A 25823-nucleotide genomic window follows, 5' to 3' on the forward strand; every position below is an offset into this window, starting at 1 on the left:
TACGATGGCCAGCGCCACGTGGGGCTCGATGCTGCGCGGGGACCGCTCGGGGCGGGAGGACTTGTCCAGCAGGCCGGCGGCGCCGTCGGCCAGGTAGCGGGCCAGCCATTTGCGGGCTGTGACCGCGCTGACGCCGTGCCGGCAGGCGGCTTCTGACGCGCTTGCACCACGTTCTGTGATGTCTTGGACCATCTCCAGGCGGCGCAGGTAGGTCAATCGGGCATTCTTATGGGTGTTCATCCGGTTGGGTGACTTGAGTGGACTGGGGGTTTGGCGATTTCCAGTCTCTCAAAACCTCTCCGGGTGAACACCCGCAACAACCTATTGGGCCTTCACACCTAGAGCGCGAGCGCCGCCTGCAGCCGCTTCACGACGCGGCGCGCCTGCACCTGCGAGGCGATGTTGGTGAAGCCCATCAGCAGGCCCTGCTCGCGTGCGGACGCGCAGCGCTCCGACAGGGCCTGCGCATTCAGCCCCGCCGTCTGCGCCCGCCGGGCCAGCGCGGCATCGCCTTCCTGCACGCCGGGAAAGCGCGCGATCAGGTGCATGCCGCCGCCCTGCAGGGCGACGGCGACGGCATCGCCGAAGGCCTGCTGCAGGGCCTGCTCCAGGAAGGCGCGGCGGCGCGCATAGAGCAGGCGCATCTTGCGCAGGTGGCGCGCGAAGTGCCCCTCGTGCATGAAGTCCGCCACGATCGCCTGCATGAGCTGCGGGCAGCCGTTCGAGCCGGCCCGCAGCGCGGCGTCGAACGCCTGGCACTGCCGCTGCGGCACCACGAGGTAGCCCAGCGCCAGCCCCGGATACAGGCTCTTGGAGAAGCTGCCGGCATACAGCACGCGGTCGTGGCCGTCGAGGCTCTTGAGCGCCGGCAGCGGCGCGCTCGCGTAGTGGTACTCGCCGTCGTAGTCGTCCTCGACGATCCAGGCGCGCGCCCGTGAGGCCCAGTCGAGCAGCTGGAGGCGCCGCGGCAGCGACATCGACACCCCCAGCGGCGCCTGGTGCGACGGCGTGATCACCGCCATGCGGGCCGCGGCGGCCCTGTGCCGGCCCAGGTCGACCCGCAGGCCCTCGGCGTCCACCGGCACCGCCACGGGACGCATGCCCGCATCGCCCAGCACCCCGCCCGTCGGCGGGAAGCCCGGGTCCTCGACCCACACCTGTGCGCCGGGTTCGAGCAGCACGCGGGCCGCCAGCGCGAGCGAGGCGCGGTAGCCGCCGGTGACGAAGACCTGCGCCGCGCTGCAGGGCACGCCGCGCGACACGCCCAGGTAGGCGGCGATGGCCTCGCGCAGCGGCAGGTGGCCCGCCGGATCGCCATAGTCCATGTCGGACACGCCGATGGCCCGGATGCGCCGCGCCGCCAGGCGGGCCCACAGCTTGCGGGGAAAGGCATCGAAGGCCGGCACGCCGAGCTGCAGCGGCAGCAGCGGCGGCATGCGGGCGACGTCCGGCGCGGCAGGCGCCGCACCGCGTTCCACATGGCCCGCGGCCGCGCGGCGCGGCTCGACGAGGCGCGCCGGCAGCGCGGGCGACACCACGGTGCCGGCAGGCCCGCGCGCGATGAGGTAGCCCTCGCCCGCGAGCTGCCCATAGGCGGCCTCGACCGTGCCGCGCGCGACGTTCAGCGCGCTCGCCAGCGAACGGGCCGAGGCCACGCGCTCGCCGGGCTTGAGCACGCCCTGCTCGATGGCGGTGCGAAAGCGCAGGTAGATCTGGCGATGCAGCGGCGTCGAAACGTCGCGCTCGAGCGCCGGCAAAGGCGCCGGCGAATGCCCGGCGGGATTGTTCATGGTCCAGTCATTATTTCAATTCTTGGCACTATGGCATGAGACATCGATCGCCTAGTCTCGACACCGTCGGCCCGGCTTGCTCCGCGGCCGGCGAACAAGAAGGAGACCAGAGACATGAACGAGAAGACATCCGCGATGCCGGCCGCCGGCGCGGCCATGAAGGCGATGCGCGCCCTGGCGCCCGCGCACCGCCAGAAGATCGCCGCCGGCATGGCCGCGACGGCCTTCGCGCTGGCGGCCGGCTGGGCGCTGCTGCCGCACGGCGGCAGGCAGGAGGCGGTAGCCTGGTTCAACGACCTGTGCAGCACGATGAGCCGGCCCATGTTCGCGTCGGCGCCGGCGCCTGCGGGCTCGCCCGCCGCTGCGCGGCCCGCGACCTCGCCGAAGGTGATCTCGTGCGAGCCGCTGCCGAACGTGCCCGGCAAGTCCGTCACGACGATGCTCGTGGACTTCCCGCCGATGGCCTACTCGCCGGCCCACCGCCATCCGGGGTCGGTCACGGCCATCATCCTCGAGGGGACCATCCGCTCGCAGCTGGCCGGCAGCCCGCCGGGCGACTACCGCGTCGGCGAGACCTTCTTCGAGCCGCCCGGCACGCTCCACCTGTTCGCCGAGAACCCCGACCCGGTGCGCCCCGCGCGGCTGGCGGCGGTGTTCGTGGCCGACGAGAACTGCGGGCCGCTGGTCCTGCCGCCGTGAGGCGGGGCCGCTCGACGATGCGGTGACGGCAGGGCCGGCCTGCGCAGGCGGCCGCTACAGGAGCGCCAGCGCCCAGCCGCCCAAGGCGGCGAAGACGACGACGATGAAGGGTGAAAGCCGCCCCTGGACAAGCAGCCCGAACGCGGCGAGCGCCAGGCCGAAGTCCGCTCGCGTGTGGATGGCGCTGGTCCATATGGGGTCGTACAGCGCCGACAGGAGAATGCCCACCATGCCTGCGCTCACGCCGGCCATGGCGGTGCGTACCCTGGGCCGCCGGCGAAGCGCATCCCAGAACGGCAGCGCGCCGACCACCAGGAGATAGGCGGGCAGGAAGATGGCGACGAGGAACACCATGCCTCCGACCCATCCCCGCACCTCGGTCTCCATGGCTGTGCCGAGGAAGGCCGCGAAAGTGAACAGCGGGCCGGGAACCGCCTGCGCCACCCCGTAGCCCGCCAGGAACTCTGCATTCCCCAGGGCCCCCGAGGGCACCACGACCGCCTGCAGCAGCGGCAGCACGACGTGGCCGCCCCCGAAGACCAGGGCGCCCGAGCGGTAGAAGCCCTCGACGAGGGCCAGCAGCGGCGATCCCGTCCACCGGCTGGCGATCAGGAGGCCGCCGAGCAGCAGCGCGAACACCAGCAGCGACAGGCCGCCGGCGCGGCGCGTGACGCCCGTCAGCGCCGAGTGCGTGGCCGGCTCGCCCGGCAGCCTGAGAAACAGCAGGCCGATCGCTGCCGATGCGAAGATGGTTCCGATCTGTCCGGCTGCCGTGGGAAGCGCGAGGGTCGACAAGGCGGCTGCGATCGCGATCGCGGCGCGGGTCCTGTCGGGACAGAGACTCCTGGCCATCCCCCACACCGCCTGCGCGACGACCGCCACGGCAACCACCTTCAATCCATGGACGGCGCCCGACGCGGCCAGGGCCCCGAAATGCGAGACGCCATAGCCGAACGCGACGAGCAGCAGCGCCGAAGGCAGCGTGAAGCCCAGCCACGCCGCGATCGACCCGGCCCATCCGGCACGGAGCATTCCGATCACGATGCCCACCTGGCTGCTGGCAGGTCCGGGCAGGAACTGGCAGAGCGCGACCACGTCCGTGAACGTCGCGTCATCCATCCACTGCCGGCGCTCGACGAATTCGTTGCGAAAGTAGCCGAGGTGGGCCACCGGCCCGCCGAACGAGGTGAGGCCGAGCCGCAGGAAGATGGCGAAAACCGCCCATGCGGGCGGCGATGCGGGACGGGCCTGGTTCGAGGCTGTTCGTGGGACCATGGTGCAAAGAGGCGATGGGCAATTCTGGGAGCCCGCCATCATCGCGCCGGCAGGCGCCGGCCGCCTCAATGCCCCGACGCGCCCGAGGCGCCCAGCCCCGTCTCCGACCGCACCTGCTGCGCCGGGAAGGCGGCGCGCTCGGCGGCGGCCTGCCGGCTGCGGTCGAGCAGGCTGAAGATCCAGATGCCCGCGAAGCCGATCACCATCGAGAACAGCGCCGGCGAGGCGTAGGGGAACAGCGCCGAGCCCTTGGGGTAGCCCAGCGTGGCTTCCCACACCGAGGGCGAGACGATGGTCAGCCCCACCGAGGCGACCAGGCCCAGCGTGCCGCCGATGACGGCGCCACGGGTGGTGCAGTCCTTCCACAGCACGCTCATGAACAGCACCGGGAAGTTGGCCGACGCCGCCACCGCGAAGGCCAGCGAGACCATGAAGGCGATGTTCTGCTTCTCGAAGGCGATGCCCAGCAGCACGGCCACCACGCCCAGCGCGAGGGTGGTCATGCGCGAGACCTTCAGTTCCGCCTTGCTGTCGGCCCGGCCCTTCTTGACGAGCGTGGCGTACAGGTCGTGCGAGACGGCCGAGGCGCCCGACAGCGTGAGGCCGGCCACCACCGCCAGGATGGTGGCGAAGGCCACCGCCGAGATGAAGCCGTAGAACACGTTGCCGCCCACCGCCTTGGCCACCAGCACGGCCGCCATGTTGGTGGCGCCGGCGCCGCCGTGGATCACGCCCGTCGCCGTGTCGGCGAACTCCGGATTCGTCAGCACCAGCGTGATGGCGCCGAAGCCAATGATGAAGATCAGCAGGTAGAAGTAGCCGATCCACACCGTCGCCCAGCCGACCGACTTGCGCGCCTCTTTCGCGTCCGGCACGGTGAAGAAGCGCATCAGGATGTGCGGCAGCCCGGCCGTGCCGAACATCAGCGCCATGCCGAAGCTGATGGCGGAGACCGGGTCCTTCACGAAGCCGCCCGGCCCCATGATGCTCAGGCCGATGGCGCGCGCCTCCTCGGCGCCCTTGCCGCCGTTGGCCGCGATCTGCGTGCGCACCTCGACCGACTTGGCGAACAGCGCCTCGGGGCTGAAGTGGAAGGCCGCCAGCACCATGATGGCCATGAAGGTCACGCCGGCCAGCAGCAGGCAGGCCTTGATGATCTGCACCCAGGTGGTGGCCGTCATGCCGCCGAAGAGCACGTAGATCATCATCAGCGCGCCGACGATGACCACCGCCACCCAGTAGTCCAGCCCGAACAGCAGCTTGATGAGCTGGCCCGCGCCGACCATCTGCGCGATGAGGTAGAAGGCCACCACCACCAGCGTGCCGCTGGCGGCGAAGGCGCGGATCGGCCCCGGGCTGAAGCGGTAGCCGGCCACGTCGGCGAAGGTGAACTTGCCCAGGTTGCGCAGCCGCTCGGCCATCAGGAAGGTGAGCACCGGCCAGCCGACCAGGAAGCCGATGGAGTAGATCAGCCCGTCGTAGCCGGTGGCCATGACCGCGGCCGAGATGCCGAGGAAGGACGCGGCCGACATGTAGTCGCCCGCGATGGCCAGCCCGTTCTGGAAGCCGGTGATGCCGCCGCCGGCGGTGTAGAAGTCGGCCGCCGAGCGGGTACGCCGCGCGGCCCACTTGGTGATGTAGAGCGTTGCCACCACGAACACGGTGAACATGCCGATGGCGATCCAGTTGGTGGGCTGCTTGGCGGCCTGGCCGACGTCGCCGCCGGCGGCATGGGCCAGCCCGGCGGCGAGGGCCAGCGCGCCGGCGGCCGCGCGGGAGGCCAGCGAAGCGAAGCGGCTGCGGCTCATTTCGTCGCCTCCTTCAGGATCTCGGCCGTCAGGCGGTCGAACTCGCCGTTGGCGCGGCGGATGTACAGCAGCGTGATGAGGATGGTGAAGACGATCACGCCCAGCCCGATCGGGATGCCCAGCGTGGTGACGCCCGCGCCGATGGGCCGGGCGAGGAAGGGCTTGTCGAAGGCGATCAGCGCGATGTAGCCGTAGTACACGAGCAGCATCAGCACCGTGAGCACGATGCCGAAGCGGTTGCGCTTGCGCCGAAGCTCGAGGTATTTGGGATGGGAGCGGATGCGCTCCGTGACCGGGTCGCTCATGAGGGGTCTCCTGGCATCTGGAATGAGCCTGCGGGCGCATTCTTCGGTGCCCCGCCAGCCCCGTGGGCGCGATGCAATCATTCGTCACACGGCGCGAACACTCGTGTGACAAGGCTTTCGCGGAACTGACGGCGCGCGCCCGCGCAGGCCCCTCGCGGCGCCTATTCCCAGGTGACGTTGGCGGCGAAGAGGTAGCCGGCGCCGTAGACCGTCTTGATGATCGCGGGCGCGTGCGGGTCGGCCTCGATCTTCTTGCGCAGGCGCGAGATGCGCACGTCGATGCTGCGGTCGGTGGGCAGCAGGTCGCGCGCGCCCATGAGCTGCTCGCGCGTGAGGATCTGGTGCGGCCGCTCGACGAAGCAGCGCAGCACCTGCGTCTCGGCGGTGCCCAGCAGGTGCTCGGTGCCGTCGGGCGCGCGCAGCACGTTGGCGGCGCAGTCGATGCGCCAGCCGTTGAAGCTGGCGTAGCGCCGCTGCCCCGGCGCCTGGCCCGAGGCCAGCGCCCGCCGACGCAGGATGCTGCGCACCCGCGCCACCAGCTCGCGCGACTCGAAGGGCTTGGTCACGTAGTCGTCGCCGCCCAGTTCCAGGCCCATCACGCGGTCGGCCGGGTGGCCGCGGCCGGTGAGGATGAGCACGCCCGCGTTGCCGGCGGCGGTGATGCGGCGCATCAGGTCCAGCCCGTCTATGTCGGGCAGGCCCAGGTCGATGATGCACAGGTCGGGCTTTTCCACCTGCAGCCGGCGCAGCACGGCGGCGCCGCTGCCGAAGGCCTCGCAGGCGAAGCCGAACTCCTGGAGCGTGGAAAGCACCAGCTTCGCCACCGCCGGGTCGTCCTCGATCACGTAGACCAGGGCGGGCGGGCTGCTGTCGTCGGCGCCGGCGGCGCGGTGCGTGGTGCCGCCGGCCGGCGTGCCGTGGGGGTGGTTCATCGCGGTCTCCCTTCCTCGATCGCGCGGGCGAGCTGCTCGGCGGTGAATGGCTTGGTCAGCAGCGGCACGCCGGCCGGCCGCGCGATGTCGTCGGGCGCGTTGCCGCTCATCAGCACCACGGCCGGGCCCGGCACGCCGCCGCGCGCCGCATGGGCCACCGCCACGCCGTCGATGCGGCCGGGCATCGCCACGTCGGACAGCACCAGCGCGATGCCGGGCGTGTGCTGCAGCAACTGCAGCGCCTCGGCGCCGCCGTCGGCCTCCAGCACGGCGTAGCCCAGCTCCAGCAGGCTGCGGCGGATCACGCGGCGCACCTGGGCGTCGTCGTCCACCAGCAGGGCCAGGCCCTGCTGCACGGCGGGCGCGGCGGCGCCCGCCTCGCGCCCGGCGCCCTCGGCCGCCGGCGGCTCGGTGGCCGGCAGCCACAGCGTGACGGTGGTGCCCTGCCCCGGCGCGCTGCGCAGGTCGATGGCGCCACCCGACTGGCGGATGAAGCCGTACACCACCGACATGCCCAGGCCGGTGCCGCTGCCGGGCTGCTTGGTGGTGAAGAAGGGCTCGAAGACGCGCGCCACGGTCGCGGCGTCCATGCCGGCGCCGTCGTCCTCCACCTCGATGCGCACGCAGTCGCCGGGCGACATCTGCAGCGGCGTGGCGTGCGCGGCGTCCAGGTGCGCGGCGCGGGCGCGCAGGGTGATGCGGCCCAGCGGCCCGGTGGCGTCGCGCGCGTTGAGCACGAGGTTGATCAGCGCCTGCTCCAGCAGCGTGGCGTCGATCCAGGTCCACAGCGGCGCCGGTGCGGCGTCCACCGCGAGCGTCAGCGTCTCGGGCAGCGAGTGGCGCACCAGCCGGGCCACGGTGTCGACCAGCGCGCCGACGTGCACCGAGGCCGCCTGCAGCGGCTGGCGCCGCGCGAAGCTCAGCAGCGCGCGCACCAGCTCGGCGCCGCGGCGCGCGGCGTCCAGCGCGGGCTGCACGTATTCCGGCACGGCCTCGTCCTGCGGGCGGGCCTGGGCCAGCGCGTCGAGGTTGCCGATCACCACCGTCAGGATGTTGTTGAAGTCGTGCGCCAGCCCGCCGGTGAGGTGGCCCAGCGATTCGAGCTTCTGCGCGCGCGCCACCAGCGCCTGCGCGCGGCGCTGCTCGGTGATGTCGAAGGTCAGCTCGAAGCAGCCGGCCACGCTGCCGTCCTCGGCGATCTCGGGCGCGAAGGAGGTGCGCACGATGCGCCGCTCGCCGCCCCGCGTGCCCAGCTCGTAGGTGAAGCTCTGCGCCTGGCCGGCCATCGCGCGCCGCACGTGCGGGCGCACGATGGCGTACACCTCCTCGCCCAGGAAGCGGCGTGCGCTCACCGTCTCGGGCCGGGCGGTGTCCACGCCGAACCAGTCGCGGTAGCCGCGGTTGAGGTAGCGGTACACGCGCTGGCGGTCGAAGTACGCCACCAGCGCGGGGATGGAGTCCATGACGAGCCGCACCCGCTCCTCGCTCTGCTGCAGCTCGGCGGTGCGCTCGGCGACGCGGCTTTCCAGCTCGGCGTTCTGGCGGCGGATGGTGGCCTCGGCGCGGCGGCGCTCGGTCACGTCGGAGTACAGCGTCACGAAGCCGTGGCCCGGCACCGGCTGGCCGCGGATGCGCAGCACCGTGCCGTCGGGCCGCACGCGCTCGATGTCGTGCGGCGTGAAGGTGCGCGCGGCGGCGATGCGCTCGGCCACCTGCTGCTCCGGGTCGCCCGGGCCGTAGTCGCCGCGGCGGGCGTTGTACTCGATGAAGCTGCGGAAGGGTGCGCCCAGCCAGGCCATCTCCTCCGGGAAGTCCAGCAGCTTCACGTAGGCGCGGTTCCAGGCCACCAGGCGCAGGTCGGCATCGAAGATCGACAGGCCCTGCTCCAGCATGTCCAGGCCGGTCTGCAGCGTCAGGTAGCGCTCCAGCGGCGCGGGGGCGCCGGCCGCGTCCTGTCCGGCGAGGTTGCAAACATTCGTCATATTCAGGTGCCTCTCCTGCAATCTTCGTACGCCATCCTCGCGCCATCCATTGTCGGCACAACGGTGCAGGAGACAAATTTGACGCGCATCAATCCGTACGACCTGGGGCTGGACCGCAACCCGGCCAACTTCGTGGCGCTGACGCCGCTGTCGTTCATCGCGCGGGCGGCGCACGTGCATCCGCAACGCACCGCGCTGGTCTACGGCGGGCGCCGCCAGAGCTGGGCAGAGACCTACGCCCGCTGCCGCCGCCTGGCCGGCGCGCTGGCGGCGCACGGCGTGGGCCCGGGCGACACCGTGGCCTGCATGCTGCCCAACGTGCCCGCCATGTACGAGGCGCACTTCGGCGTGCCGATGACGGGCGCCGTGCTCAACACCCTGAACACCCGGCTGGACGCGCAGGCCATCGCCTTCATGCTGCAGCACGGCGAGGCCAAGGTGCTGCTGACCGACCGCGAGTACGCCGGCGCGGTCGGCCAGGCGCTGAGCGCGCTGGGCGCGCACCGGCCGCTGGTGATCGAGGTGGAGGACGACACCGCCCCCGAGGGCGCGCGGCTGGGCGAGATCGGCTACGAGGACTTCCTCGCGCAGGGCGACCCGGCGTTCGACTGGCAGCCGCCTTCGGACGAGTGGAACGCCATCGCCCTCAACTACACCAGCGGCACCACCGGCAACCCCAAGGGCGTCGTCACGCACCACCGGGGCGCGTACCTCAACGCCGCCAGCAACGCGCTGGCCTGGAACCTGCCCGACGGCGCCGTCTACCTGTGGACGCTGCCCATGTTCCACTGCAACGGCTGGTGCTTCCCCTGGACCACGGCGCTGATGGCCTGCACCAGCGTGTGCCTGCGCAAGGTGGACCCGGCCCTCATCTTCCCGCTCATCCGCGAGCACCGCATCACGCACCTGTGCGGCGCGCCCATCGTCTACAGCCTGCTGATCGCCGCGCCGCCCGCGCTGCGCGAGGGCATCGGCCACACCGTGCAGGGCCTGGTGGCCGGCGCCGCGCCGCCCGCAGCGGTGATCGAGGGCTGCGAGGCCGCGGGCATCGCCATCACGCACGTCTACGGACTGACGGAGGTGTACGGCCCCTCCGCCGTGTGCGCCAAGAAGCCCGAGTGGCAGGACCTGCCGCCGGTGGAGCGCGCCCGCATGAACGGCCGCCAGGGCGTGCCCTACCCGCTGCAGGAAGCGGTGACGGTGCTGGACCCGCAGACCCTGCGCCCGGTGCCCGCCGACGGCGAGACCATCGGCGAGATCTTCTTCCGCGGCAACGCGGTGATGAAGGGCTACCTGAAGAACCCGACGGCCACCGAGGAAGCCTTCGCCGGCGGCTGGTTCCACACCGGCGACCTGGGCGTGCTGCACCCGGACGGCTACGTGAAGATCACCGACCGCAGCAAGGACGTGATCATCTCCGGCGGCGAAAACATCTCCTCCATCGAGGTGGAGGACGCGCTGCACCACCACCCCGCCGTGATGACCGCCGCCGTGGTCGCGCTGCCCGACGAGAAGTGGGGCGAGGTGCCCTGCGCCTTCGTCGAACTCAAGCCCGGCGCGAGCGTGGACGAGGCCGAGCTGCTGGACTTCTGCCGGCCGCTGCTGGCGCGGTTCAAGCTGCCCAAGCGCATCGTGTTCGGCGAGCTGCCCAAGACCTCCACCGGCAAGATCCAGAAGTTCGTGCTGCGCGAGCGCGTGCAGTCGGCCCGCGCCATCGAGTGAGCCCCATCCACCCCCGGAGACAGACCATGAGCGACACCCTCCCGACCCAACGCACGTACGACCCGCCGGCCGAACTGGCCCGCACCGCCCGCGTGGCCGGCCGCGCCGCCTACGACGCCCTGGCGGCCGAGGCCGACGCCGACCCGCAGGCCTTCTGGGGCCGGCTGGCGCGCGAGTTCGTCGGCTGGAAGCAGCCCTTCACCCGCGTGCTGGACGACAGCCGCGCGCCCTTCTTCGAGTGGTTCAACGACGGCACGCTCAACGCGAGCTGGAACTGCCTGGAGCGCAACATCGAGCGCGGCCTGGGCGACAAGACGGCCATCGTCTTCGAGGCCGACGACGGCGCCGTCACCCGCGTCAGCTACCGCGAGCTGCTGGCGCGCGTGAACCGCATCGCCAACGCCCTGAAGTCGCTGGGCGTGAAGAAGGGCGACCGGGTGGTGATCTACATGGCGATGTCGGTCGACGGCGTGGCCGCCATGCAGGCCTGCGCGCGCATCGGCGCCATCCACTCGGTGGTGTTCGGCGGCTTCTCGGCCCACGCGCTGCGCGACCGCATCGCCGACACCGGCGCCAGCATCGTCATCACCGCCGACCAGCAGGTGCGCGGCGGCAAGCAGCTGCCGCTGAAGGCCATCGTCGACGAGGCGCTGGCCCAGGGCGGCTGCGCCAGCGTGCGCCACGTGCTGGTGGCGCGGCGCACCGGCGCGGCGGTGCCCTTCCAGGCGCCGCGCGACCTGTGGCTGGCCGAGCTGGCCGACGGCCAGAGCGGGCAGTGCGAACCCGAGTGGGTGGAGGCGGAGCACCCGCTCTTCCTGCTCTACACCTCCGGCTCCACCGGCACGCCCAAGGGCGTGCAGCACGCCACCGGCGGCTACCTGCTGCAGGCCGCGCTGAGCTGCGCCTGGACCTTCGACCTGAAGCCCGAGGACGTGTTCTGGTGCACCGCCGACATCGGCTGGGTGACGGGCCACACCTACATCGCCTACGGCCCGCTGGCGCTGGGCGCGACGCAGATCGTCTTCGAGGGCGTGCCCACGTACCCGGACGCCGGGCGCTTCTGGAAGATGATCCAGGACCATGGCGTGACGGTGTTCTACACCGCGCCCACCGCCATCCGCTCGCTGATCAAGGCGGCCGAGGCCGACGAGGCGGCGCACCCGAAGCAGTACGACCTGTCGAGCCTGCGCATCCTCGGCTCGGTGGGCGAGCCGATCAACCCGGCCGCCTGGGCGTGGTACCACCAGCACGTGGGCGGCGGCCGCTGCCCGATCGTCGACACCTTCTGGCAGACCGAGACCGGCGCGCACATGATCACGCCGCTGCCGGGCGCCACGGCGCTGGTGCCGGGCTCGTGCACCCTGCCCTTTCCCGGCATCGCCACCGCGGTGGTGGACGAGACGGGCAACGAACTGCCCTGGGGCCAGGGCGGCATCCTGGTGGTCAAGCGGCCGTGGCCCGCGATGATCCGCACCATCTGGGGCAACCCGGAACGGTTCAGGAAGGGCTACTTCCCCGAGGAGTTCCAGGGCCGCTACTACCTGGCCGGCGACGGCGCGATCCGCGACGCGAAGACGGGCTACTTCACCATCACCGGCCGCATCGACGACGTGCTGAACGTCAGCGGCCACCGCATGGGCACGATGGAGATCGAATCCGCCCTGGTCGCCAAGACCGACCTGGTGGCCGAGGCCGCGGTGGTCGGCCGCCCCGACGACACCACCGGCGAGGCGATCTGCGCCTTCGTCGTGCTCAAGCGTCCGCGCCCGACCGGCGAGGAAGCCAAGGCCATCGCCAACGAGCTGCGCAACTGGGTGGCCAAGGAGATCGGCCCGATCGCCAAGCCCAAGGACATCCGCTTCGGCGACAACCTGCCCAAGACGCGCAGCGGCAAGATCATGCGGCGCCTCTTGCGCTCCATCGCCAAGGGCGAGGCGATCACGCAGGACACCTCCACCCTCGAGAATCCGGCCATCCTCGAACAGTTGGCCCAGACCAACTGACAGCGGCCCCTCAGCCGCGCAGCACGAGGTCGGCGCCCTTCTCGCCGATCAGGATCGCCGCCGCGTTGGTGTTGGCCGAGGTCATGGTCGGCATCACCGATGCGTCGATCACGCGCAGCCCATCGACGCCGCGCACGCGCAGATCCGCGTCCACCACCGAGCGCGCGTCGCCGCCCATGCGGCAGGTGCCGACCGGGTGGAACACCGTGCCGCCCTTGGCGCGTGCGAACTGCGCCAGCGCCTCGTCGGCGCGCAGATCGTTGCCCGGCAGGTACTCGACGCCGGTGACCAGGTCGCGGAAGGCCGGCTGCGCGTAGATCTCGCGCAGGATCTTCAGGCCCTCGACCAGCACGCGGATGTCGTGCGGCTCGGTGAGGTAGTTGGCGACGATGCGCGGCGGCGCCAGCGGATCGGCCGAGCGCAGCGAGACCGTGCCGCGCGATTCCGGACGGCACTGCGCGGCCGACGCCGAGAAGCCCGAGAAGCCGTGCAGCGCATCGCCCGGCTTGTCCACCGACAGCGGCATCACGTTGAACAGCACGTCGGCGCGCGCGTCCTTGGCGACCGCCGTGCGCACCATGCCGCCGACCTGCCCGGCGCCCACGGTGAGCGGGCCGCGCTGGCCGAACAGCCACTGCGCCCCCATGCGCGCCAGGCCCAGCGGGCTGCGCACCTGGTCGTTCAGCGACATGCGCTCGCGCAGCTTGACGATCACGCGGGCCTGGTAGTGGTCCTGCAGGTTGGCACCGACCTCGGGCGCATCCACCTGCACCGCGATGCCGTGGCGGCGCAGTGCGTCGGCCGGGCCGATGCCGGAGAGCTGCAGCACCTGCGGGCTCTGCAGTGCGCCGGCGGCGAGGATCACGTCGCCCTCGGCCGCAGCGCGGTGCAGTTGCCCGCCCTCGATCCATTCCACGCCGGTGGCGCGGCCGCCCTCGACGATCACCCGCGTCACGTGCACGCCGGTCTTCACCTGCAAGTTCGGCCGCGCCAGCGCCGGCTTGAGGAAGGCGGTGGCCGCGTCGCAGCGCCAGTGGCCGCGCAGCGTGAGCTGGTAGGTGCCCAGGCCCTCGTCGCGCGCGCCGTTGAAGTCGTCGCTGGCCGGGTAGCCCGCCTGCGCGCCGGCCTCCAGCCACGCCGTGCAGTAGGGATGGTCGTTGCGCAGGTCCGAGACGCACAGCTCGCCCGATCCGCCGTGGTACTCGCTCTCGCCGCCCGCGTAGCGCTCCGACTTGCGGAAGAAGGGCAGCACGTCGCGGTAGCCCCAGCCCTCGGCGCCGGCGCGCGCCCAGTCGTCGAAGTCGGCGTGCTGCCCGCGGATGTAGATCAGCCCGTTGATCGCGCTGGAACCGCCCAGCACCCGGCCGCGCGGCCAGACGATGCTGCGGTTGGCCGTCTCGGACTGCGGCTCGACCTCGAACTGCCAGGAGAAGCGCGGGTCGTAGATCGAGCGGAAGTAGCCCACCGGCAGCCTGAGCCAGAAGTGCCCGCCCGCGCCGCCGGCTTCCAGCAGCAGCACGCGGCGGCCGGCGGCGCTGAGCCGGTTGGCCAGCACGCAGCCGGCCGAGCCGGCGCCGACGATGATGTGGTCCACACCACTCACTGGACTACCCTCCGTGCTTCGCACTGCGGGTGCGAGCACCTTCGGAACGGCCGGGCGGTGCTCATTGGACTACCTTCGCCCTGACGGGCTGCGGTGCGGGCCCCCTTCGGAACGGCCGGGCGGGGGCTCATGGCTGCGGCAGGCCCAGGCGGGTGAAGGCCTCCGGCGGCGCGTCGTTGCGGCGCATCACCTCGGCCATCGCCGCCTGCAGGCGCGCCTCGATCTGCGCATCGCGGAAGGGCCGCGCCTGCTCGTAGTCGTCCTGCAGGTCATAGAGCACGGTGGTGGTGTCCTCGTAGCCCCCGCCCTGCCCCTGGTGCCCGGTCGGCTGGCCCTTGTCGTTGCGCCGCGCCGGCACCTTCAGCACGGGAACGCCCTGCGTGAAGGAGAACGGCGGCGACAGTTGCGCGCCGCGCAGTTCGTCGACGTGGAACATCGACTTCAGGTGCATCGGCATCAGCGTGTACTCGTACAGCATCTGCCGCGTCATGTCCTCGGGGTAGAGGAAGTAGGTGTAGCGGCCGTCGGTCGCGTTGGTGCCGGCGCCGAACATCCCGTAGAGCGCCACGTCGCGCAGCCGGCCGTCGCCGTCGAGCAGCGGCAGCAGGTCGTGGCCCTCGCAGGTCGCGGGCGCGGCCACGCCGTGCATCGACAGCAGCGTCGGCATCAGGTCGACGGTCTGCGTGAGCGCCCGGCGCCGCTGGCCGGCCTTCGACGCGTGCGCCGGGTGGTGGATCATCAGCGGGATGTGCGCGATCTCGTTGAAGAAGGGCATGCGGTTCTTGCCCCACCAGTCGTGCTCGGCGAGCAGGAAGCCGTGGTCGGTGGTCAGCACGAGCGCCGTGTCCTTCCACATGTCGTGCCGGTCCATGTAGTCGAGCAGGCGCCCGAAGTACGCGTCGCACATGCTGATCAGCGCGGCGTAGTTGGCGCGCAGCTCGGCGATCTCCTCCGGCGACTCCGCGCAGCGCTTGTAGCGCGGCCAGTCGAGGATGGGGCCGCTGTAGCCCGTGGGGAAGGCCTCGCGGAAGCGCCGCGGCGCGTGGAAGGGCTCGTGCGGGTCGAAGCACTCCAGGTGCAGCAGCCAGTTGTCGGCGTCGCGGTTGGCGTCGAGGAACTCGAAGCCGGCCGCGAAGGTGCGGGGGCAGCAGTAGTCCGCCTCGTCGCGCATGAACTCCCGGTTGACCATCGCCTGCAGGCGGCCGTCGGACGGGCCGGCAGGCTGCTGCATGGCGTGGTATTGCGTGCGGAAGCGCTCCAGCGGCGGCTGCACCATCGCCTTCCACTTGTCCCACTCCTGCCCGCGCACGAACTCCCAGGTGCTGTAACGGTTGTGGTAGGTGGCGCCCCCGTCCTCCCAGTAGTGGTAGTGGTCGGAGACCAGGTGGGTGTGCACGCCGGTCTGCGTCAGCAGCGCCGCGAAGGACTGGTCGAAGGGCTCCAGCGGCCCCCAGCTGCGGTGCAGGAAGTTCAGGCGCCCGGTGTGCATCTCGCGCCGCGCGGGCATGCAGGGCAGGCTGCCGACGAAGTGCGTGTCGAAGACGACGGACCGCTCGGCGAAGCGCGAGAACGAGGGCGTGGGGATCGCGCTGCCGCCATAGCAGCCGAGCGCGTTGCGGACCAGGGAATCGAAGAGGACGAAGATGGTTTTCATGGTCACTCGGCCTTGATGCCGGCCTGCCGCACGACGCGCTCCCAGCGCTGGGCGTCCGCGCGCATCTCCTGCGCGAAGCGCTCCGGGTCCTGCGCCGCGGCCACGGACAGGCCGCTGCGCCCGAAGTTCGCCTCGACCGCGGCGCCGGCGAAGCCGCGCCCGATCTCGGCGGCCAGCGCATCCACGATCGGCCGGGGCGTTCCGCGCGGCGCCAGCATCCCGATCCACTGGTCGGCGTCGAAGTCCGGCACGCCGGACTCGATCATGGTCGGCACGTCGGGCAGCAGCTTCAGGCGCTTCGTGCTGGCGACGGCGAGCGGCCGCAGCTTGCCGGCCTGGATCTGGGGCAGCGCCACCGCCGCGTTGGCGAAGTGGTAGTCCACGCGGCCGGCGACCTGGTCGACCATGGCCGGCGGCGCGCCCTTGTACGGCACGTGCACCGCCTGGATCTTCGCCGCCGACTTGAACCATTCGCCGGCGAGGTGGCCCGGGCTGCCGTTGCCCGCCGAGGCGTAGCTGAGCTGCCCCGGCCTGGCGCGCGCCATGCGGATCAGCGCGTCGACCGAATCGACGCCCAGCCCCGGATGCGTCACGAGGATCAGCGGCGCATGCGCCAGGGAGGCCACGGGCTCGAAGTCCTTGAACAGGTCGAAGGGCATGGGCATGCCCAGCGCGCGGTTGATGGCGATGGCGCTCGTCGTCACCAGCAGCGTGTACCCGTCGGCCGGCGCCTTCGCGACCACGTCGGCACCGAGGTTGCCGCCGGCGCCCGGCTTGTTGTCGACCACGAAGGGCTGGCCCATCGTCTTCTGCAGGTGCTCGGCCGCCAGCCGGGCCGGGATGTCCACCAGGCCGCCGCCCGGCCAGGCCACGACCACGCGCACGGCCCGCTCCGGGTAGCCCGCGGCCATCGACCGCGATGCGCCGAGCCAGGCCGCGGCGGCCGCCCAGCCGGCAAAGGTCCGCCGCTTCATGCCTTCACCTGCCCGGTGAACAGCGACGGATCGAAGTACTGCTGCGCCTTCAGTGCATTGGGGATGTTCGCCGTCTGGACGAAGAAGTCCGTCACCTGCTGCAGCCAGCCGGTGACGGTGCCGTCGGCGTACTTCGCGCGCCATTCGGCGGCCGAGTAGTACTTGGAGGCCTTGAACTGCTCCTTGAACTCGGCCAGCGGCACCTCCTTGTACTGCGTCTTCTGCAACTGCTCGGCCGCGGCGTCGGGGTTGGCGACGATCTGCTCGTTGGCCGGCAGCCAGCCGGCGATGAGCTTGGAGAGCACCGCCTTGTTCTTCTCGTAGTAGTCGTTGCGCGCCGCCCAGCCGCCGACGATGGCGGCCTGCGGGAAGAAGGCCGAGGCATCGACGATCTTGCGCGCGCCGGGCAGCTTGCCGCGCACCACCGAGTCGAAGGGGGCCCACAACGCCACCGCCGGCACCGCGCCGGAGATCAGCGAGGTCACAGCCTCCGACATGCGCTGGTTGACCAGGCGCACGTCCTTGGCCGGGTCCAGCCCGGCCGAACGCAGCGCCCGGTCGAGGAACACGTGCGCCGTGGTGCCGGTGGTGGTGGAGATCTGCTTGCCCTTGAGGTCCGCGATGCTGTTGATGCCGGCATCGCCGCGCACCCAGAGCTGCGCCGTGGCGTACTCGATGTCGTTGATCAGGAAGACCTTGCCCTGCCCGCGCGCCGGGAAGTTGGACAGCACGGCGCCGGTGGCCAGCACGTCCAGGCTGCCGCCGATCATGGCCTGGAAGAGCTCCAGCCCGGTGGTGAAGAGCACCGGCTCCAGCTCCAGGCCCTGCTTGGCGAAGCTGCCGGACTGGATGCCGAGCCACATCTGGCCGTCCACGGCCGGCGTGTGCAGGTAGCCGACCTTGACCTTGGTGCGCGACTGCGCGAGGGCGGGCAGCCCGATGCCGAGGGCGGCCGTGGCCGCGGCGGTGTGGCGGATGAAGCTTCTGCGCTGGATGGGCATGAGGTGTCTCCTGTTTGAAATCGGGTGCATCGGTCAATCCGACAGGCGCACGGCCTGGCGCGCCTGCGCCGCGTACTCCTGCATGACGAGTTCGCGGATCTGCGCGCGCAGGGCGGCGAAGCGCGGGTCCTCGTGCACGTTCTCGGCGCGCGGGTAGCCGAAGGGCACGTCGATCACGGTGCGGATGCGCGCCGGCCGCGCCGTCACCACCACGATGCGCGAGGACAGGTAGATCGCCTCGTCCACCGAGTGCGTGATCAGCATCACCGTCTTGCCCTCGGTCTGCAGCACCTGCAGCAGCAGGTCCTGCATGGCGCTGCGCGTCTGCGCATCGAGCGCGCCGAAGGGCTCGTCCATCAGCAGGAACTGCGGGCGCACCGCGTAGGCGCGGGCGATGGCCAGGCGCTGGCGCATGCCGCCCGAGAGGTGCTTGGGGAAGTGGCCGGCGAAGTCCGAGAGGCCCATCAGGCCCATGTAGCGCTCGACGATGCCCTTGTGCTCGGACTTCGGCACCTTGTTGCCCGCCAGGTTCAGGCCGAAGGCGATGTTCTGCCGCACGGTGAGCCAGGGGAAGACGCCGTACTCCTGGAAGATCACGCCGCGGTCGGGGCCCGGCCCCTGGACCGGCCTGCCGTCCAGCAGCACCTGGCCGGCGGTGGGCTGCACGAAGCCGCCCAGGATGTTCATCAGCGTCGTCTTGCCGCAGCCCGAGGGGCCGATGACGGAGACGAACTCGCCCTGGCGGATGTCCAGCGAGACGCCGTCCAGCACCCGCATCGGGCCCTGCGCAGTGGGGAACTCCACCATCACGTCGCGGAAGGAGACGCGCACCGGCGCGTCGGTCGAGGTCGCGGTGTTCATGCGATGCGGTCCTGCCAGGCCACCAGGCGGCGGCTCAGCGCGCGCAGCAGCAGGTCCATGACCAGCGCGATGAAGCCGATGCAGATGATGCCCACGTAGATGATGTCGAGCTGGAAGAAGGACGAGGCGTCCTGGATCAGCGCGCCCAGGCCCTGCTGCGCGGCGATCAGCTCCGAGGCCACCAGCGTGGCCCAGGCCACGCCCAGCGCCACGCGCACCGCCGTGAGGATGTGCGGCACCGTCAGCGGCACGATCACCTTGGCGAAGATCTCGAAATCGTTGGCGCCCAGGGTGCGCGCCACGCGCACGAAGATCGGGCTGATCTGCGCGATGCCCTCGTACATCACGATCACGCCGGCGAAGAAGGAGGCGTAGAACAGGATCACCGTCTTGGCCGCCTCGCCGATGCCGAAGTACACGATCACCAGTGGGATGAGCGCGATCGGCGGCAGCGCGCGGAAGAAGTTGATCACCGGGTCGACGAAGCTGCGCAGCCCCTTGTACCAGCCCAGGCAGAAGCCCACCGGCACCGCCAGCAGCGTGCCCAGCGTCACCCCGATGAACACGCGCTGGGTGGACATCCACACGTCGCCCGGCAGGCGGCCGCGGGCCAGTTCGGCGAACTTGGCCGCCACCTGGTGCGGCGCCGGCACCAGCGCCGGGTTGACCAGGCCGCTCGCGCGCACCCCGTACCACAGCAGGAGCAGCAGCGCCCAGGGGGCGAGAATCAGGAGGATGCGCAAGGCGGCCGGCCGGCTCGGCATGGAAGACGTCTCCAATGGGAACTGTGTTCGAGCAGGGGGTGGTTGCCCGGATGGTTTGGTCGTACTATAGACCAGACGTTTAGATATATACAAATAACCTGCACCGTCTCGTGAACACGCCCCCCTTCTCCGACAGCCCCATTCCGCGCTACCTGCAGGTGGCCGACGTGCTGCGCCAGCGCATCGCGCGCGGGCTGTGGCCCCAGGGTCATCGCCTGCCCTCGCTGGAAGAACTGGGCGCCGAGTTCGGCGTGGCGCGCGTCACCATGCGCCAGGCCATCGAGCTGCTGGCGCGCGACGCTCTGGTGTCGCCGCAGCAGGGCCGCGGCACCTTCGTCACCGGCAGGCCCGCCAACGAGCGCTGGCTGAGCGTGGTGACCACGCTCGACGCGCTGGCGCGCATGTACCGCGACACCGAGCCGCAGATCGTCAACATCGACGAATCGACCGCCGCCCCCGCGCTGCGCCCCGACGAAGGCACGCCGGCCGAGCGCTACGTCTTCATGCGGCGCGTGCACTCGCGCGACGGCCAGCCCTACTGCGTGATCAACATCCACCTGGACGAGCGCATCTTCCGCCGCAGCCCGAAGCGCTTCCGCGACGAGACGGTGATCCCGATCCTGACCTCGATGAAGAGCGTGACCATCGCCCACGCGCACCAGGTGCTGACCATCGGCACGGCCGACCTGGAAGTGGCCCGCCTGCTGGGCGTGCCGGTCAACGCGCCGGTGGCCGAGGTGCGGCGCGTGTTCCGCGACGAGACCGGCCGCGTGATCTACCTGGGCGAAGTCACCTACCGCGGCGACGCCATCCACGTCGAGATGAACCTCAAGCCATGAGCCCCCGCCCGGCCGCTCCGAAGGGGGCTCGCACCTCAGCCCGCCAGGGCGAAGGTCCTCCAATGACCGACGACTTCGCCCTGCCCGCCACGCCGATCGCCGTCGCCCGCGTCGAGGCGCACGTCTTCCGCTACCCGGTGAAGACGCCGGTGCGCACCTCCTTCGGCGTGATGCACGACCGGCCGGCCGTGTTCGTGCGCGTGGAGGACGAGGACGGCGCCGCCGGCTGGGGCGAGATCTGGTGCAACTTCCCCGCCTGCGGCGCCGAGCACCGCGCGCGGCTGCTGGAGACGGTGGCAGCGCCGCTGCTGGCCGGGCGGCACTTCGAGGGCCCGGCCGATGCGTGGCGCATGCTCACCGAACGCACCGCCGTGCTGGCGATCCAGTCCGGCGAACCCGGCCCGATCGCGCAGACGCTCGCCGGCATCGACCTCGCGCTGTGGGACCTGAGCGCGCGCCGCGCCGGCCAGCCGCTGTGGCGCCACCTGGGCGGCGTGCGCGGCCGGGTGCCGGTGTACGCCAGCGGCATCAACCCCGACCAGCCGGAGCGCATGGCCCTGCGCCGGCGCGATGAGGGCTACCGCGCCTTCAAGCTCAAGATCGGCTTCGGGCCCGAGCGAGACCTCGCCAACCTCGACGCGATGCGGCAGGCGCTGGGCGAGGACGCGGAACTGATGGCGGATGCCAACCAGGGCTGGACGCTGGACGAGGCACAGCACATGGCGCCGCGGCTGGAACCGTACCGCCTGCGCTGGCTGGAAGAGCCGCTGCGCGCCGACCGGCCCTGGGACGAATGGCGCGCGCTGAAGGCCGCCACCACCATCCCGCTGGCCGGCGGCGAGAACATCGCCGGCGCCGAGGCCTTCGATGCCGCATTGCGCGCGGACGTGCTGTCGGTGCTGCAGCCCGACGCGGCCAAGTGGGGCGGCATCTCCGGCTGCTGGCCGGCGATCCGCCGTGCGCAGGCCGCCGGCCTGCGCTACTGCCCGCACTACCTGGGCGCGGGCATCGGGCTGCTGGCCTCGGCGCACCTGCTGGCCGCGGCGGGCGGCGACGGGCTGCTGGAGGTGGACGCCAACGACAACCCTTTGCGCACCGCGCTGGCCCCGGCACTGCAGCGCATCGACGGCGAAGGCTGCATCGACCTGGGCGAAGCCGCCGGCATCGGCATCACGCCCGAGCTGCGCGAGATCGCCGAGGCCGTGCGCGCCGCAGCGTGATGCCGATCGCGTTCGATCAATCGCACCCGTTCAGGCTGAGCTTGTCGAAGCCGGGTACGGCACTTCGACCCTTCGACAAGCTCAGGACAGGCCAAGCTCAGTGCGAACGGCTTTTCCGATCCCTACGAAGGCTCATTTCTTCGCCAGCAATTCCACCAACTCCGGCACGTAACGCTGCGGCCCACCCTGCTCCACTGCCCCGGCGTACGTCGCCAGCACCGCATCGGCGATCGCCTGCGCCGCGCCGATGTCACCGGCCATCTCGGCGTAGTAGCCCAGGTCCTTCTGCGCGTTGCTCATCGCGAAGCGCAGCGAGTTCGCATCCTTGCGCGTGATGAAGGGCTTGAGGCGCTCCAGCGCCACGCCGCCCCCGCCGCCCTTGGCCAGTACATCGACGAACACCTCGGGCTGCACGCCCGAGCGCTGCGCGCAGGCCGCCGCCTCGGCGATCAGCGCCACCGTGCCCAGCGACACGTAGTTGTGCAGCAGCTTCATGCCGTGGCCGGTGCCCACGGCGCCGGTGTGCGTGATGTTCTCGGCGAAGCAGGCGAGGATCGGCCGGCACTGCGCGAACAGCGCCGCATCGCCGCCCACCAGCAGGTTCAGCCGCCCCTCGGCCGCCTCCTTGGGCGTGCGCGTCATCGGCGCGTCGAGGAAGCGGCCGCCTGCCCGCTGCACGGCCTCGGCCACGCGCAGCGTGGAAGAGGGAATGGCGGTGGAGCAGTCGATGACCACCGTGCCCGGCTTGAGCGAGGCGAGCACGCCGCCGTCGCCCAGCAGCACCGCCTCCACCTGCGGCGAGCCGGTGACGCACAGGACGATCACCTCCGCCGCGGCCGTCAGTTCGGCGATGCTGGCGACGCTCTTCGCGCCGGCCGCCTTGAGCGCATCCAGCGGCTGGTTGCCTGGATGCTCCAGCACCGTGAGCGGGTGGCCGTGCTTGACGAGGTTGGTGGCGATGCCATGGCCCATCAGGCCGATGCCGATCATGCCGATGGGGGTCTTGCTGCTCATGGACGGGTCTCCTTGCGATGTGCGGGTGTCGTGGCTTTCGATTGTCGCGGCCGCGGCGAAGTCGTGCCGGCGCGGCGTGGCGCCGGCAGGCTGGCGGCCAGCGCCTCGCAGCGCTGGCGCAGCAGCTGGTGCAGCTGCTGCACCGCCGGCGAATACTGCCCGCGGTGCGGGCACACCAGGTGCAGCGGCGCCGGCTCCCCGGCCAGTTGGGGCAGCAGTTGCACCAGGTGGCCGGCGCGCACGTCCTCGCCCACGTCCAGCCAGGACTTGTAGGCGATGCCCTCGCCGTCCAGCGCCAGCCGATGCGCCACCTCGCCGTCGTCGCACTGGATCGGGCTGCGCACGGTGACGGCTCGGCGCTGCTCGCCTTCGAAGAAGGTCCAGCGCTCGTGGATGCGGCCGCCCAGCGCGATGGACAAGCCGTCGTGCTGCGTCAGCGCCTCCAGCGTGGCCGGCCGGCCCCGGCGCTCGACGTATCCCGGCGACGCGACCAGCACGCGCCGGTTGTGCGGCGCCAGCGGCAGCGCGACGAAGCTCGCGTCGGCCGGCGGGTTGTAGCGCACCGCCACGTCCACCGGCTCGCGGAACACGTCCGTCACGCGGTCGGAGAAGAACAGGCGCAGCACCAGCTTCGGGTGCTGCCGGCGGAAGGCGGCCAGCCAGGGCAGCAGCACGTTGCGGCCGAGGTCCGACGGCAGTGCCACCTGCAGCACGCCGGCGAGTTCGCCGCCGTCGCCGCGCAGCTGCTCGCGGCCGGCGCGCAGGCTGGCCAATGCGGCTTGCGCATGCGGCAGGTAGCGCTCGCCCTCGGCCGTGAGGCGCAGGCTGCGCGTGGAGCGGGCGAACAGGCGGATGCCCAGCTCGCGCTCCAGCCGCTGGATGGCGGCGCTGACCTGGCCGGGCAGCAGGTCGGCCTCGCGTGCCGCCTCGGAGAAGCCGCCCAGCGCCGCGGAGCGCACGAAGAAGACCAGGTCGTCGGAGCGGATCATCTTCACGATTCCAGTGAAAGTTTTGCCCGATTCTGCATCTTTCCGGGAAAGCGATCCGGCGCCACCATCGAGGCCATTCCTCTTTTCTTCGGCCTTCCCAGGAGCCTTCATGAAAGCCATCGCCTACACCCGCCACGGCCTGCCCATCGGCGACCCCGAGTCGCTGGTCGACATCGACCTGCCCATGCCGCTGCCCGGCCCGCGCGACCTGCTGGTGCAGGTGCGGGCCGTCTCGGTCAACCCGGTGGACACCAAGGTGCGCGCCAACGCGCCCGTCACCGCGCCGCGCGTGCTGGGCTGGGACGCCGCCGGCACGGTGCATGCCGTGGGCAGCGAGGTCACGCTGTTCAAGCCCGGCGACGAGGTGTTCTACGCCGGCGCCATCGACCGGCCCGGCACCGACAGCGAATACCACCTGGTCGACGAGCGCATCGCCGGCCACCGGCCGAAGACGCTGGACGCCGCGCAGGCCGCCGCACTGCCGCTGACCTCCATCACGGCATGGGAACTGCTCTTCGACCGGCTCGGCGTGCCCGAGGGCAGCGGCGAGGGCCAGTGCCTGCTCGTCGTCGGCGCGGCCGGCGGCGTCGGCTCGATGCTCACGCAGTTGGCGCGGCAACTGACGAAGCTCACGGTGATCGGCACCGCCTCGCGGCCCGAGACGGCCGACTGGGTGCGCTCGCTCGGCGCGCACCACGTCATCGACCACGGCAGGCCGCTGGGCGGCGGGCTGGAAGCCATCGGGCGGCCGCAGGTGGACCTGGTGGCCAGCCTGACGCACACCGACAGCCACTTCGCGCAGATCGTCGGCGCGCTGCGGCCGCAGGGCAGGCTGGCGCTGATCGACGACCCCGCCGCGCTGGACGCGCGGGCGCTCAAGTCCAAGAGCCTGTCGCTGCACTGGGAGTCGATGTTCACCCGCCCGGTGTTCAAGACGCCGGACATGGTCCGCCAGCACGAGCTGCTGGAGCGTGTGGCGGCGCTGGTGGATGCCGGCACGCTGCGCACCACGGCGAACGAGCACTTCGGCACGATCAACGCCGCCAACCTGCGCCGCGCGCATGCGCTGGTGGAAAGCCACCGTTCGCGCGGCAAGGCGGTGCTGGCGGGGTTCTGAAGGCGGCGCAAGACCTCATGACCCCCAGCAACCGTTCAGGCTGAGGTTCTATGGTCCGCGTCAAGCGATCTTGACCGCCTGGTGGAGAGTCGGATCGAAGGTTGCGCGGTTTTTGAACAGGCTGAAGGCCACACGCACGAGCTTGCGGGCCAGCACCACCAGGGCTGCCGTGCGCGGCAAGCCCTTGGCGATCTCGCGCGCATAGACCTCGCGCCAGGCCGCCGTTCGGGACGCGGACATCGCCGCATTGAACATCAGCCGCCGCAGCTCGGCCGGCCCGCGCTTGGACAGCCTGCGCACACCCCGCTTGTGGCCCGAGTCCATCGGGCGCGGATCCAGCCCGGTGAAGGCCACCACCGCGTCAGCGCTCGCCTGAGCCAGGCGTGTGAACAGCACGAGCAGGGCCGCGCCGCTGAGCGCCCCCACGCCCGGCACCGAGGTGATGCTGCCCAGCGCCTGCTGCGCGCCCTGGATGCCTTGGGCCACCTGGGCGATGCGCTTGTCCAACGTCTGCAGTACCTGTGTCAGGGGCAGCATCACCTGGGGCAGCAACGCCCGGGTCACCGGGTCCTCGCCCATGCTCTGGCGCAGCGCGCCCTGGTGACGCACCAGCGCCGCTCGTCGGCGCAGCAGGCTGTCCAGTTCGGCCAGCGCCGGGGGCACGGGCTGCCAGCTGCGCAACTGCGCGTGCTCATGGGCCAGGTAGCGGGCAATCACCTGCGCATCGAGCCGGTCGGTCTTGCCGCGCTGGCCCACGCCTCGCGCGTAGTGGCTCACATCCCGCGGATTGAGCACATGCACCTGCAGCCCCTGAGCGTGGGCCAGGCGCGCCAGCAGCAGGTGGTAGCGGCCGGTGGACTCCATGGCCAGGCACGAGCCCGGCGGTACCTGCGCCAGCCATTGCGCGATGGCCGGGGCGTTGTTGGCGATGCGCCGCACGCCGGCCTTGTCGCCGTGCACGGCAATGTCCAGGTGGGTGCTGGCCACATCGGCCCCAAGATGCCAGATCGTCTGGCTTGTCAGCCTGGGATGCATGGTGACAATGCAAAGGCCGGGGCGGGGCTCGTGCAACGGCGTCAGCTTGCAGGCATCGGCGCTCGCCAAGGCGGCGCCGGGTTCCTTATCGACGCTCGGTGCAAGGGTGGGACGTTGCTCAGTGGGTGGGTCGATGCCTCTACATCGCCCAGGCCTGTCGATGTCCCTCCACCCCGGCGCCTTGCCCTTTCTCCAATGGTTGTTGCGGTGGCAAAACCATACAAGCCTGTCGAAGC

22 protein-coding genes are annotated in these 25823 nt (G+C 71.4%); 6 read left to right on the top strand and 16 right to left on the bottom strand.

The features are described from left to right. On the bottom strand, positions 1 to 240 hold a 240-nt coding region (locus Q392_RS22895), incomplete at its 3' end, for a leucine zipper domain-containing protein (RefSeq protein WP_157007821.1). A 98-nt stretch (positions 241 to 338) separates the two neighbouring features. Beyond that, on the bottom strand, positions 339 to 1790 hold the full coding sequence (pdxR, locus tag Q392_RS22900; protein WP_051953876.1) for a MocR-like pyridoxine biosynthesis transcription factor PdxR: 1452 nt from the start codon (positions 1788 to 1790) through the stop codon (positions 339 to 341). A gap of 156 nt (positions 1791 to 1946) precedes the next feature. On the opposite strand from pdxR, the gene Q392_RS22905 reads away from it, so the two are divergent. Next, entirely contained in the window at positions 1947 to 2489 is a 543-nt protein-coding gene (locus Q392_RS22905; protein WP_038212998.1) for a cupin domain-containing protein, read from the top strand. Positions 2490 to 2543: 54 nt separating this feature from the next. Here the strand turns inward: Q392_RS22905 and chrA are convergent, their stop codons facing one another. The 5 genes from chrA to Q392_RS22930 all read right to left on the bottom strand — a co-directional run bounded on the left by chrA (position 2544) and on the right by Q392_RS22930 (position 8791). Further along, positions 2544 to 3764: a chromate efflux transporter gene (gene chrA, locus Q392_RS22910; RefSeq protein WP_038212946.1), complete on the bottom strand. Its 1221-nt coding sequence runs from the start codon at positions 3762 to 3764 to the stop codon at positions 2544 to 2546. Between the two features lie 65 nt (positions 3765 to 3829). Continuing rightward, the gene (locus tag Q392_RS22915) at positions 3830 to 5572 is read right to left on the bottom strand and encodes a cation acetate symporter (protein ID WP_038212949.1); all 1743 of its coding nucleotides are present in this window, start codon (positions 5570 to 5572) and stop codon (positions 3830 to 3832) included. Next, the gene (locus Q392_RS22920; RefSeq protein ID WP_038212952.1) at positions 5569 to 5877 is read right to left on the bottom strand and encodes a DUF485 domain-containing protein; all 309 of its coding nucleotides are present in this window, start codon (positions 5875 to 5877) and stop codon (positions 5569 to 5571) included. The genes Q392_RS22915 and Q392_RS22920 overlap by 4 nt, the downstream gene beginning before the upstream one ends. Before the next feature lie 161 nt (positions 5878 to 6038). Beyond that, positions 6039 to 6809 (bottom strand): response regulator transcription factor, encoded by a 771-nt coding sequence (locus Q392_RS22925; protein ID WP_084217344.1) that lies wholly within the window; start codon positions 6807 to 6809, stop codon positions 6039 to 6041. After that, the gene (locus Q392_RS22930) at positions 6806 to 8791 is read right to left on the bottom strand and encodes a hybrid sensor histidine kinase/response regulator (RefSeq protein ID WP_038212954.1); all 1986 of its coding nucleotides are present in this window, start codon (positions 8789 to 8791) and stop codon (positions 6806 to 6808) included. Before Q392_RS22930 ends, Q392_RS22925 begins: the two co-directional genes overlap by 4 nt. Before the next feature lie 78 nt (positions 8792 to 8869). On the opposite strand from Q392_RS22930, the gene Q392_RS22935 reads away from it, so the two are divergent. Both Q392_RS22935 and acs read left to right on the top strand, forming a co-directional pair. Continuing rightward, on the top strand, positions 8870 to 10513 hold the full coding sequence (locus Q392_RS22935) for an acyl-CoA synthetase (protein ID WP_084217345.1): 1644 nt from the start codon (positions 8870 to 8872) through the stop codon (positions 10511 to 10513). A 26-nt stretch (positions 10514 to 10539) separates the two neighbouring features. Beyond that, positions 10540 to 12516, top strand: a complete 1977-nt coding sequence (acs, locus tag Q392_RS22940; protein ID WP_038212960.1) for an acetate--CoA ligase — start codon at positions 10540 to 10542, stop codon at positions 12514 to 12516. Between the two features lie 10 nt (positions 12517 to 12526). Here acs and Q392_RS22945 read toward each other — a convergent pair whose 3' ends face one another. From Q392_RS22945 to Q392_RS22970, 6 genes are all read right to left on the bottom strand, one after another. Further along, positions 12527 to 14119, bottom strand: coding sequence for a GMC family oxidoreductase (locus tag Q392_RS22945; RefSeq protein ID WP_038212963.1), 1593 nt, complete (start codon positions 14117 to 14119; stop codon positions 12527 to 12529). Between the two features lie 127 nt (positions 14120 to 14246). Beyond that, positions 14247 to 15773, bottom strand: a complete 1527-nt coding sequence (locus Q392_RS22950) for a sulfatase (protein ID WP_038212968.1) — start codon at positions 15771 to 15773, stop codon at positions 14247 to 14249. A 2-nt stretch (positions 15774 to 15775) separates the two neighbouring features. After that, entirely contained in the window at positions 15776 to 16747 is a 972-nt protein-coding gene (locus Q392_RS22955; protein WP_038212969.1) for a tripartite tricarboxylate transporter substrate binding protein, read from the bottom strand. Continuing rightward, the gene (locus Q392_RS22960; RefSeq protein ID WP_038212970.1) at positions 16744 to 17748 is read right to left on the bottom strand and encodes an ABC transporter substrate-binding protein; all 1005 of its coding nucleotides are present in this window, start codon (positions 17746 to 17748) and stop codon (positions 16744 to 16746) included. The genes Q392_RS22955 and Q392_RS22960 overlap by 4 nt, the downstream gene beginning before the upstream one ends. 33 nt (positions 17749 to 17781) lie before the next feature. Next, on the bottom strand, positions 17782 to 18609 hold the full coding sequence (locus tag Q392_RS22965; RefSeq protein WP_038212971.1) for an ABC transporter ATP-binding protein: 828 nt from the start codon (positions 18607 to 18609) through the stop codon (positions 17782 to 17784). Beyond that, positions 18606 to 19373, bottom strand: a complete 768-nt coding sequence (locus Q392_RS22970; RefSeq protein ID WP_038212975.1) for an ABC transporter permease — start codon at positions 19371 to 19373, stop codon at positions 18606 to 18608. Before Q392_RS22970 ends, Q392_RS22965 begins: the two co-directional genes overlap by 4 nt. A 110-nt stretch (positions 19374 to 19483) precedes the next feature. Here Q392_RS22970 and Q392_RS22975 point away from each other — a divergent pair, with 110 nt between their 5' ends. Next, positions 19484 to 20212 carry a GntR family transcriptional regulator gene (locus Q392_RS22975; protein ID WP_038212978.1) on the top strand — a complete coding sequence of 243 codons (729 nt, stop codon included), beginning with the start codon at positions 19484 to 19486 and terminating at the stop codon, positions 20210 to 20212. Positions 20213 to 20274: 62 nt separating this feature from the next. After that, positions 20275 to 21432 carry a mandelate racemase/muconate lactonizing enzyme family protein gene (locus Q392_RS22980; protein ID WP_038212981.1) on the top strand — a complete coding sequence of 386 codons (1158 nt, stop codon included), beginning with the start codon at positions 20275 to 20277 and terminating at the stop codon, positions 21430 to 21432. Between the two features lie 132 nt (positions 21433 to 21564). On the opposite strand, the gene Q392_RS22985 is transcribed toward Q392_RS22980, so the two are convergent. Together Q392_RS22985 and Q392_RS22990 are read right to left on the bottom strand one after the other, a co-directional pair. Continuing rightward, on the bottom strand, positions 21565 to 22446 hold the full coding sequence (locus Q392_RS22985; protein ID WP_038212984.1) for an NAD(P)-dependent oxidoreductase: 882 nt from the start codon (positions 22444 to 22446) through the stop codon (positions 21565 to 21567). Then, the gene (locus Q392_RS22990; protein WP_051953877.1) at positions 22443 to 23435 is read right to left on the bottom strand and encodes a LysR family transcriptional regulator; all 993 of its coding nucleotides are present in this window, start codon (positions 23433 to 23435) and stop codon (positions 22443 to 22445) included. Before Q392_RS22990 ends, Q392_RS22985 begins: the two co-directional genes overlap by 4 nt. 109 nt (positions 23436 to 23544) lie before the next feature. On the opposite strand from Q392_RS22990, the gene Q392_RS22995 reads away from it, so the two are divergent. After that, positions 23545 to 24552 (top strand): zinc-binding alcohol dehydrogenase family protein, encoded by a 1008-nt coding sequence (locus tag Q392_RS22995; protein ID WP_038212989.1) that lies wholly within the window; start codon positions 23545 to 23547, stop codon positions 24550 to 24552. Positions 24553 to 24612: 60 nt separating this feature from the next. Here Q392_RS22995 and Q392_RS23000 read toward each other — a convergent pair whose 3' ends face one another. Then, positions 24613 to 25539: an IS110 family RNA-guided transposase gene (locus tag Q392_RS23000; RefSeq protein WP_169748328.1), complete on the bottom strand. Its 927-nt coding sequence runs from the start codon at positions 25537 to 25539 to the stop codon at positions 24613 to 24615. Positions 25540 to 25823: the final 284 nt, after the last annotated feature.

This window comes from Xenophilus azovorans DSM 13620, from assembly GCF_000745855.1.
Lineage (GTDB): Bacteria > Pseudomonadota > Gammaproteobacteria > Burkholderiales > Burkholderiaceae_C > Xenophilus > Xenophilus azovorans.

Excerpts from the sequence above, each read along its gene's own strand:
- pdxR (WP_051953876.1), bottom strand. The coding sequence starts at position 1,790 with ATGAACAATCCCGCCGGGCATTCGCCGGCGCCTTTGCCGGCGCTCGAG.
- Q392_RS22905 (WP_038212998.1), top strand. The coding sequence starts at position 1,947 with ATGAAGGCGATGCGCGCCCTGGCGCCCGCGCACCGCCAGAAGATCGCC.
- chrA (WP_038212946.1), bottom strand. The coding sequence starts at position 3,764 with ATGGTCCCACGAACAGCCTCGAACCAGGCCCGTCCCGCATCGCCGCCC.
- Q392_RS22915 (WP_038212949.1), bottom strand. The coding sequence starts at position 5,572 with ATGAGCCGCAGCCGCTTCGCTTCGCTGGCCTCCCGCGCGGCCGCCGGC.
- Q392_RS22920 (WP_038212952.1), bottom strand. The coding sequence starts at position 5,877 with ATGAGCGACCCGGTCACGGAGCGCATCCGCTCCCATCCCAAATACCTC.
- Q392_RS22925 (WP_084217344.1), bottom strand. The coding sequence starts at position 6,809 with ATGAACCACCCCCACGGCACGCCGGCCGGCGGCACCACGCACCGCGCC.
- Q392_RS22930 (WP_038212954.1), bottom strand. The coding sequence starts at position 8,791 with ATGACGAATGTTTGCAACCTCGCCGGACAGGACGCGGCCGGCGCCCCC.
- acs (WP_038212960.1), top strand. The coding sequence starts at position 10,540 with ATGAGCGACACCCTCCCGACCCAACGCACGTACGACCCGCCGGCCGAA.
- Q392_RS22950 (WP_038212968.1), bottom strand. The coding sequence starts at position 15,773 with ATGAAAACCATCTTCGTCCTCTTCGATTCCCTGGTCCGCAACGCGCTC.
- Q392_RS22955 (WP_038212969.1), bottom strand. The coding sequence starts at position 16,747 with ATGAAGCGGCGGACCTTTGCCGGCTGGGCGGCCGCCGCGGCCTGGCTC.
- Q392_RS22960 (WP_038212970.1), bottom strand. The coding sequence starts at position 17,748 with ATGCCCATCCAGCGCAGAAGCTTCATCCGCCACACCGCCGCGGCCACG.
- Q392_RS22965 (WP_038212971.1), bottom strand. The coding sequence starts at position 18,609 with ATGAACACCGCGACCTCGACCGACGCGCCGGTGCGCGTCTCCTTCCGC.
- Q392_RS22970 (WP_038212975.1), bottom strand. The coding sequence starts at position 19,373 with ATGCCGAGCCGGCCGGCCGCCTTGCGCATCCTCCTGATTCTCGCCCCC.
- Q392_RS22980 (WP_038212981.1), top strand. The coding sequence starts at position 20,275 with ATGACCGACGACTTCGCCCTGCCCGCCACGCCGATCGCCGTCGCCCGC.
- Q392_RS22985 (WP_038212984.1), bottom strand. The coding sequence starts at position 22,446 with ATGAGCAGCAAGACCCCCATCGGCATGATCGGCATCGGCCTGATGGGC.
- Q392_RS22990 (WP_051953877.1), bottom strand. The coding sequence starts at position 23,435 with ATGATCCGCTCCGACGACCTGGTCTTCTTCGTGCGCTCCGCGGCGCTG.
- Q392_RS22995 (WP_038212989.1), top strand. The coding sequence starts at position 23,545 with ATGAAAGCCATCGCCTACACCCGCCACGGCCTGCCCATCGGCGACCCC.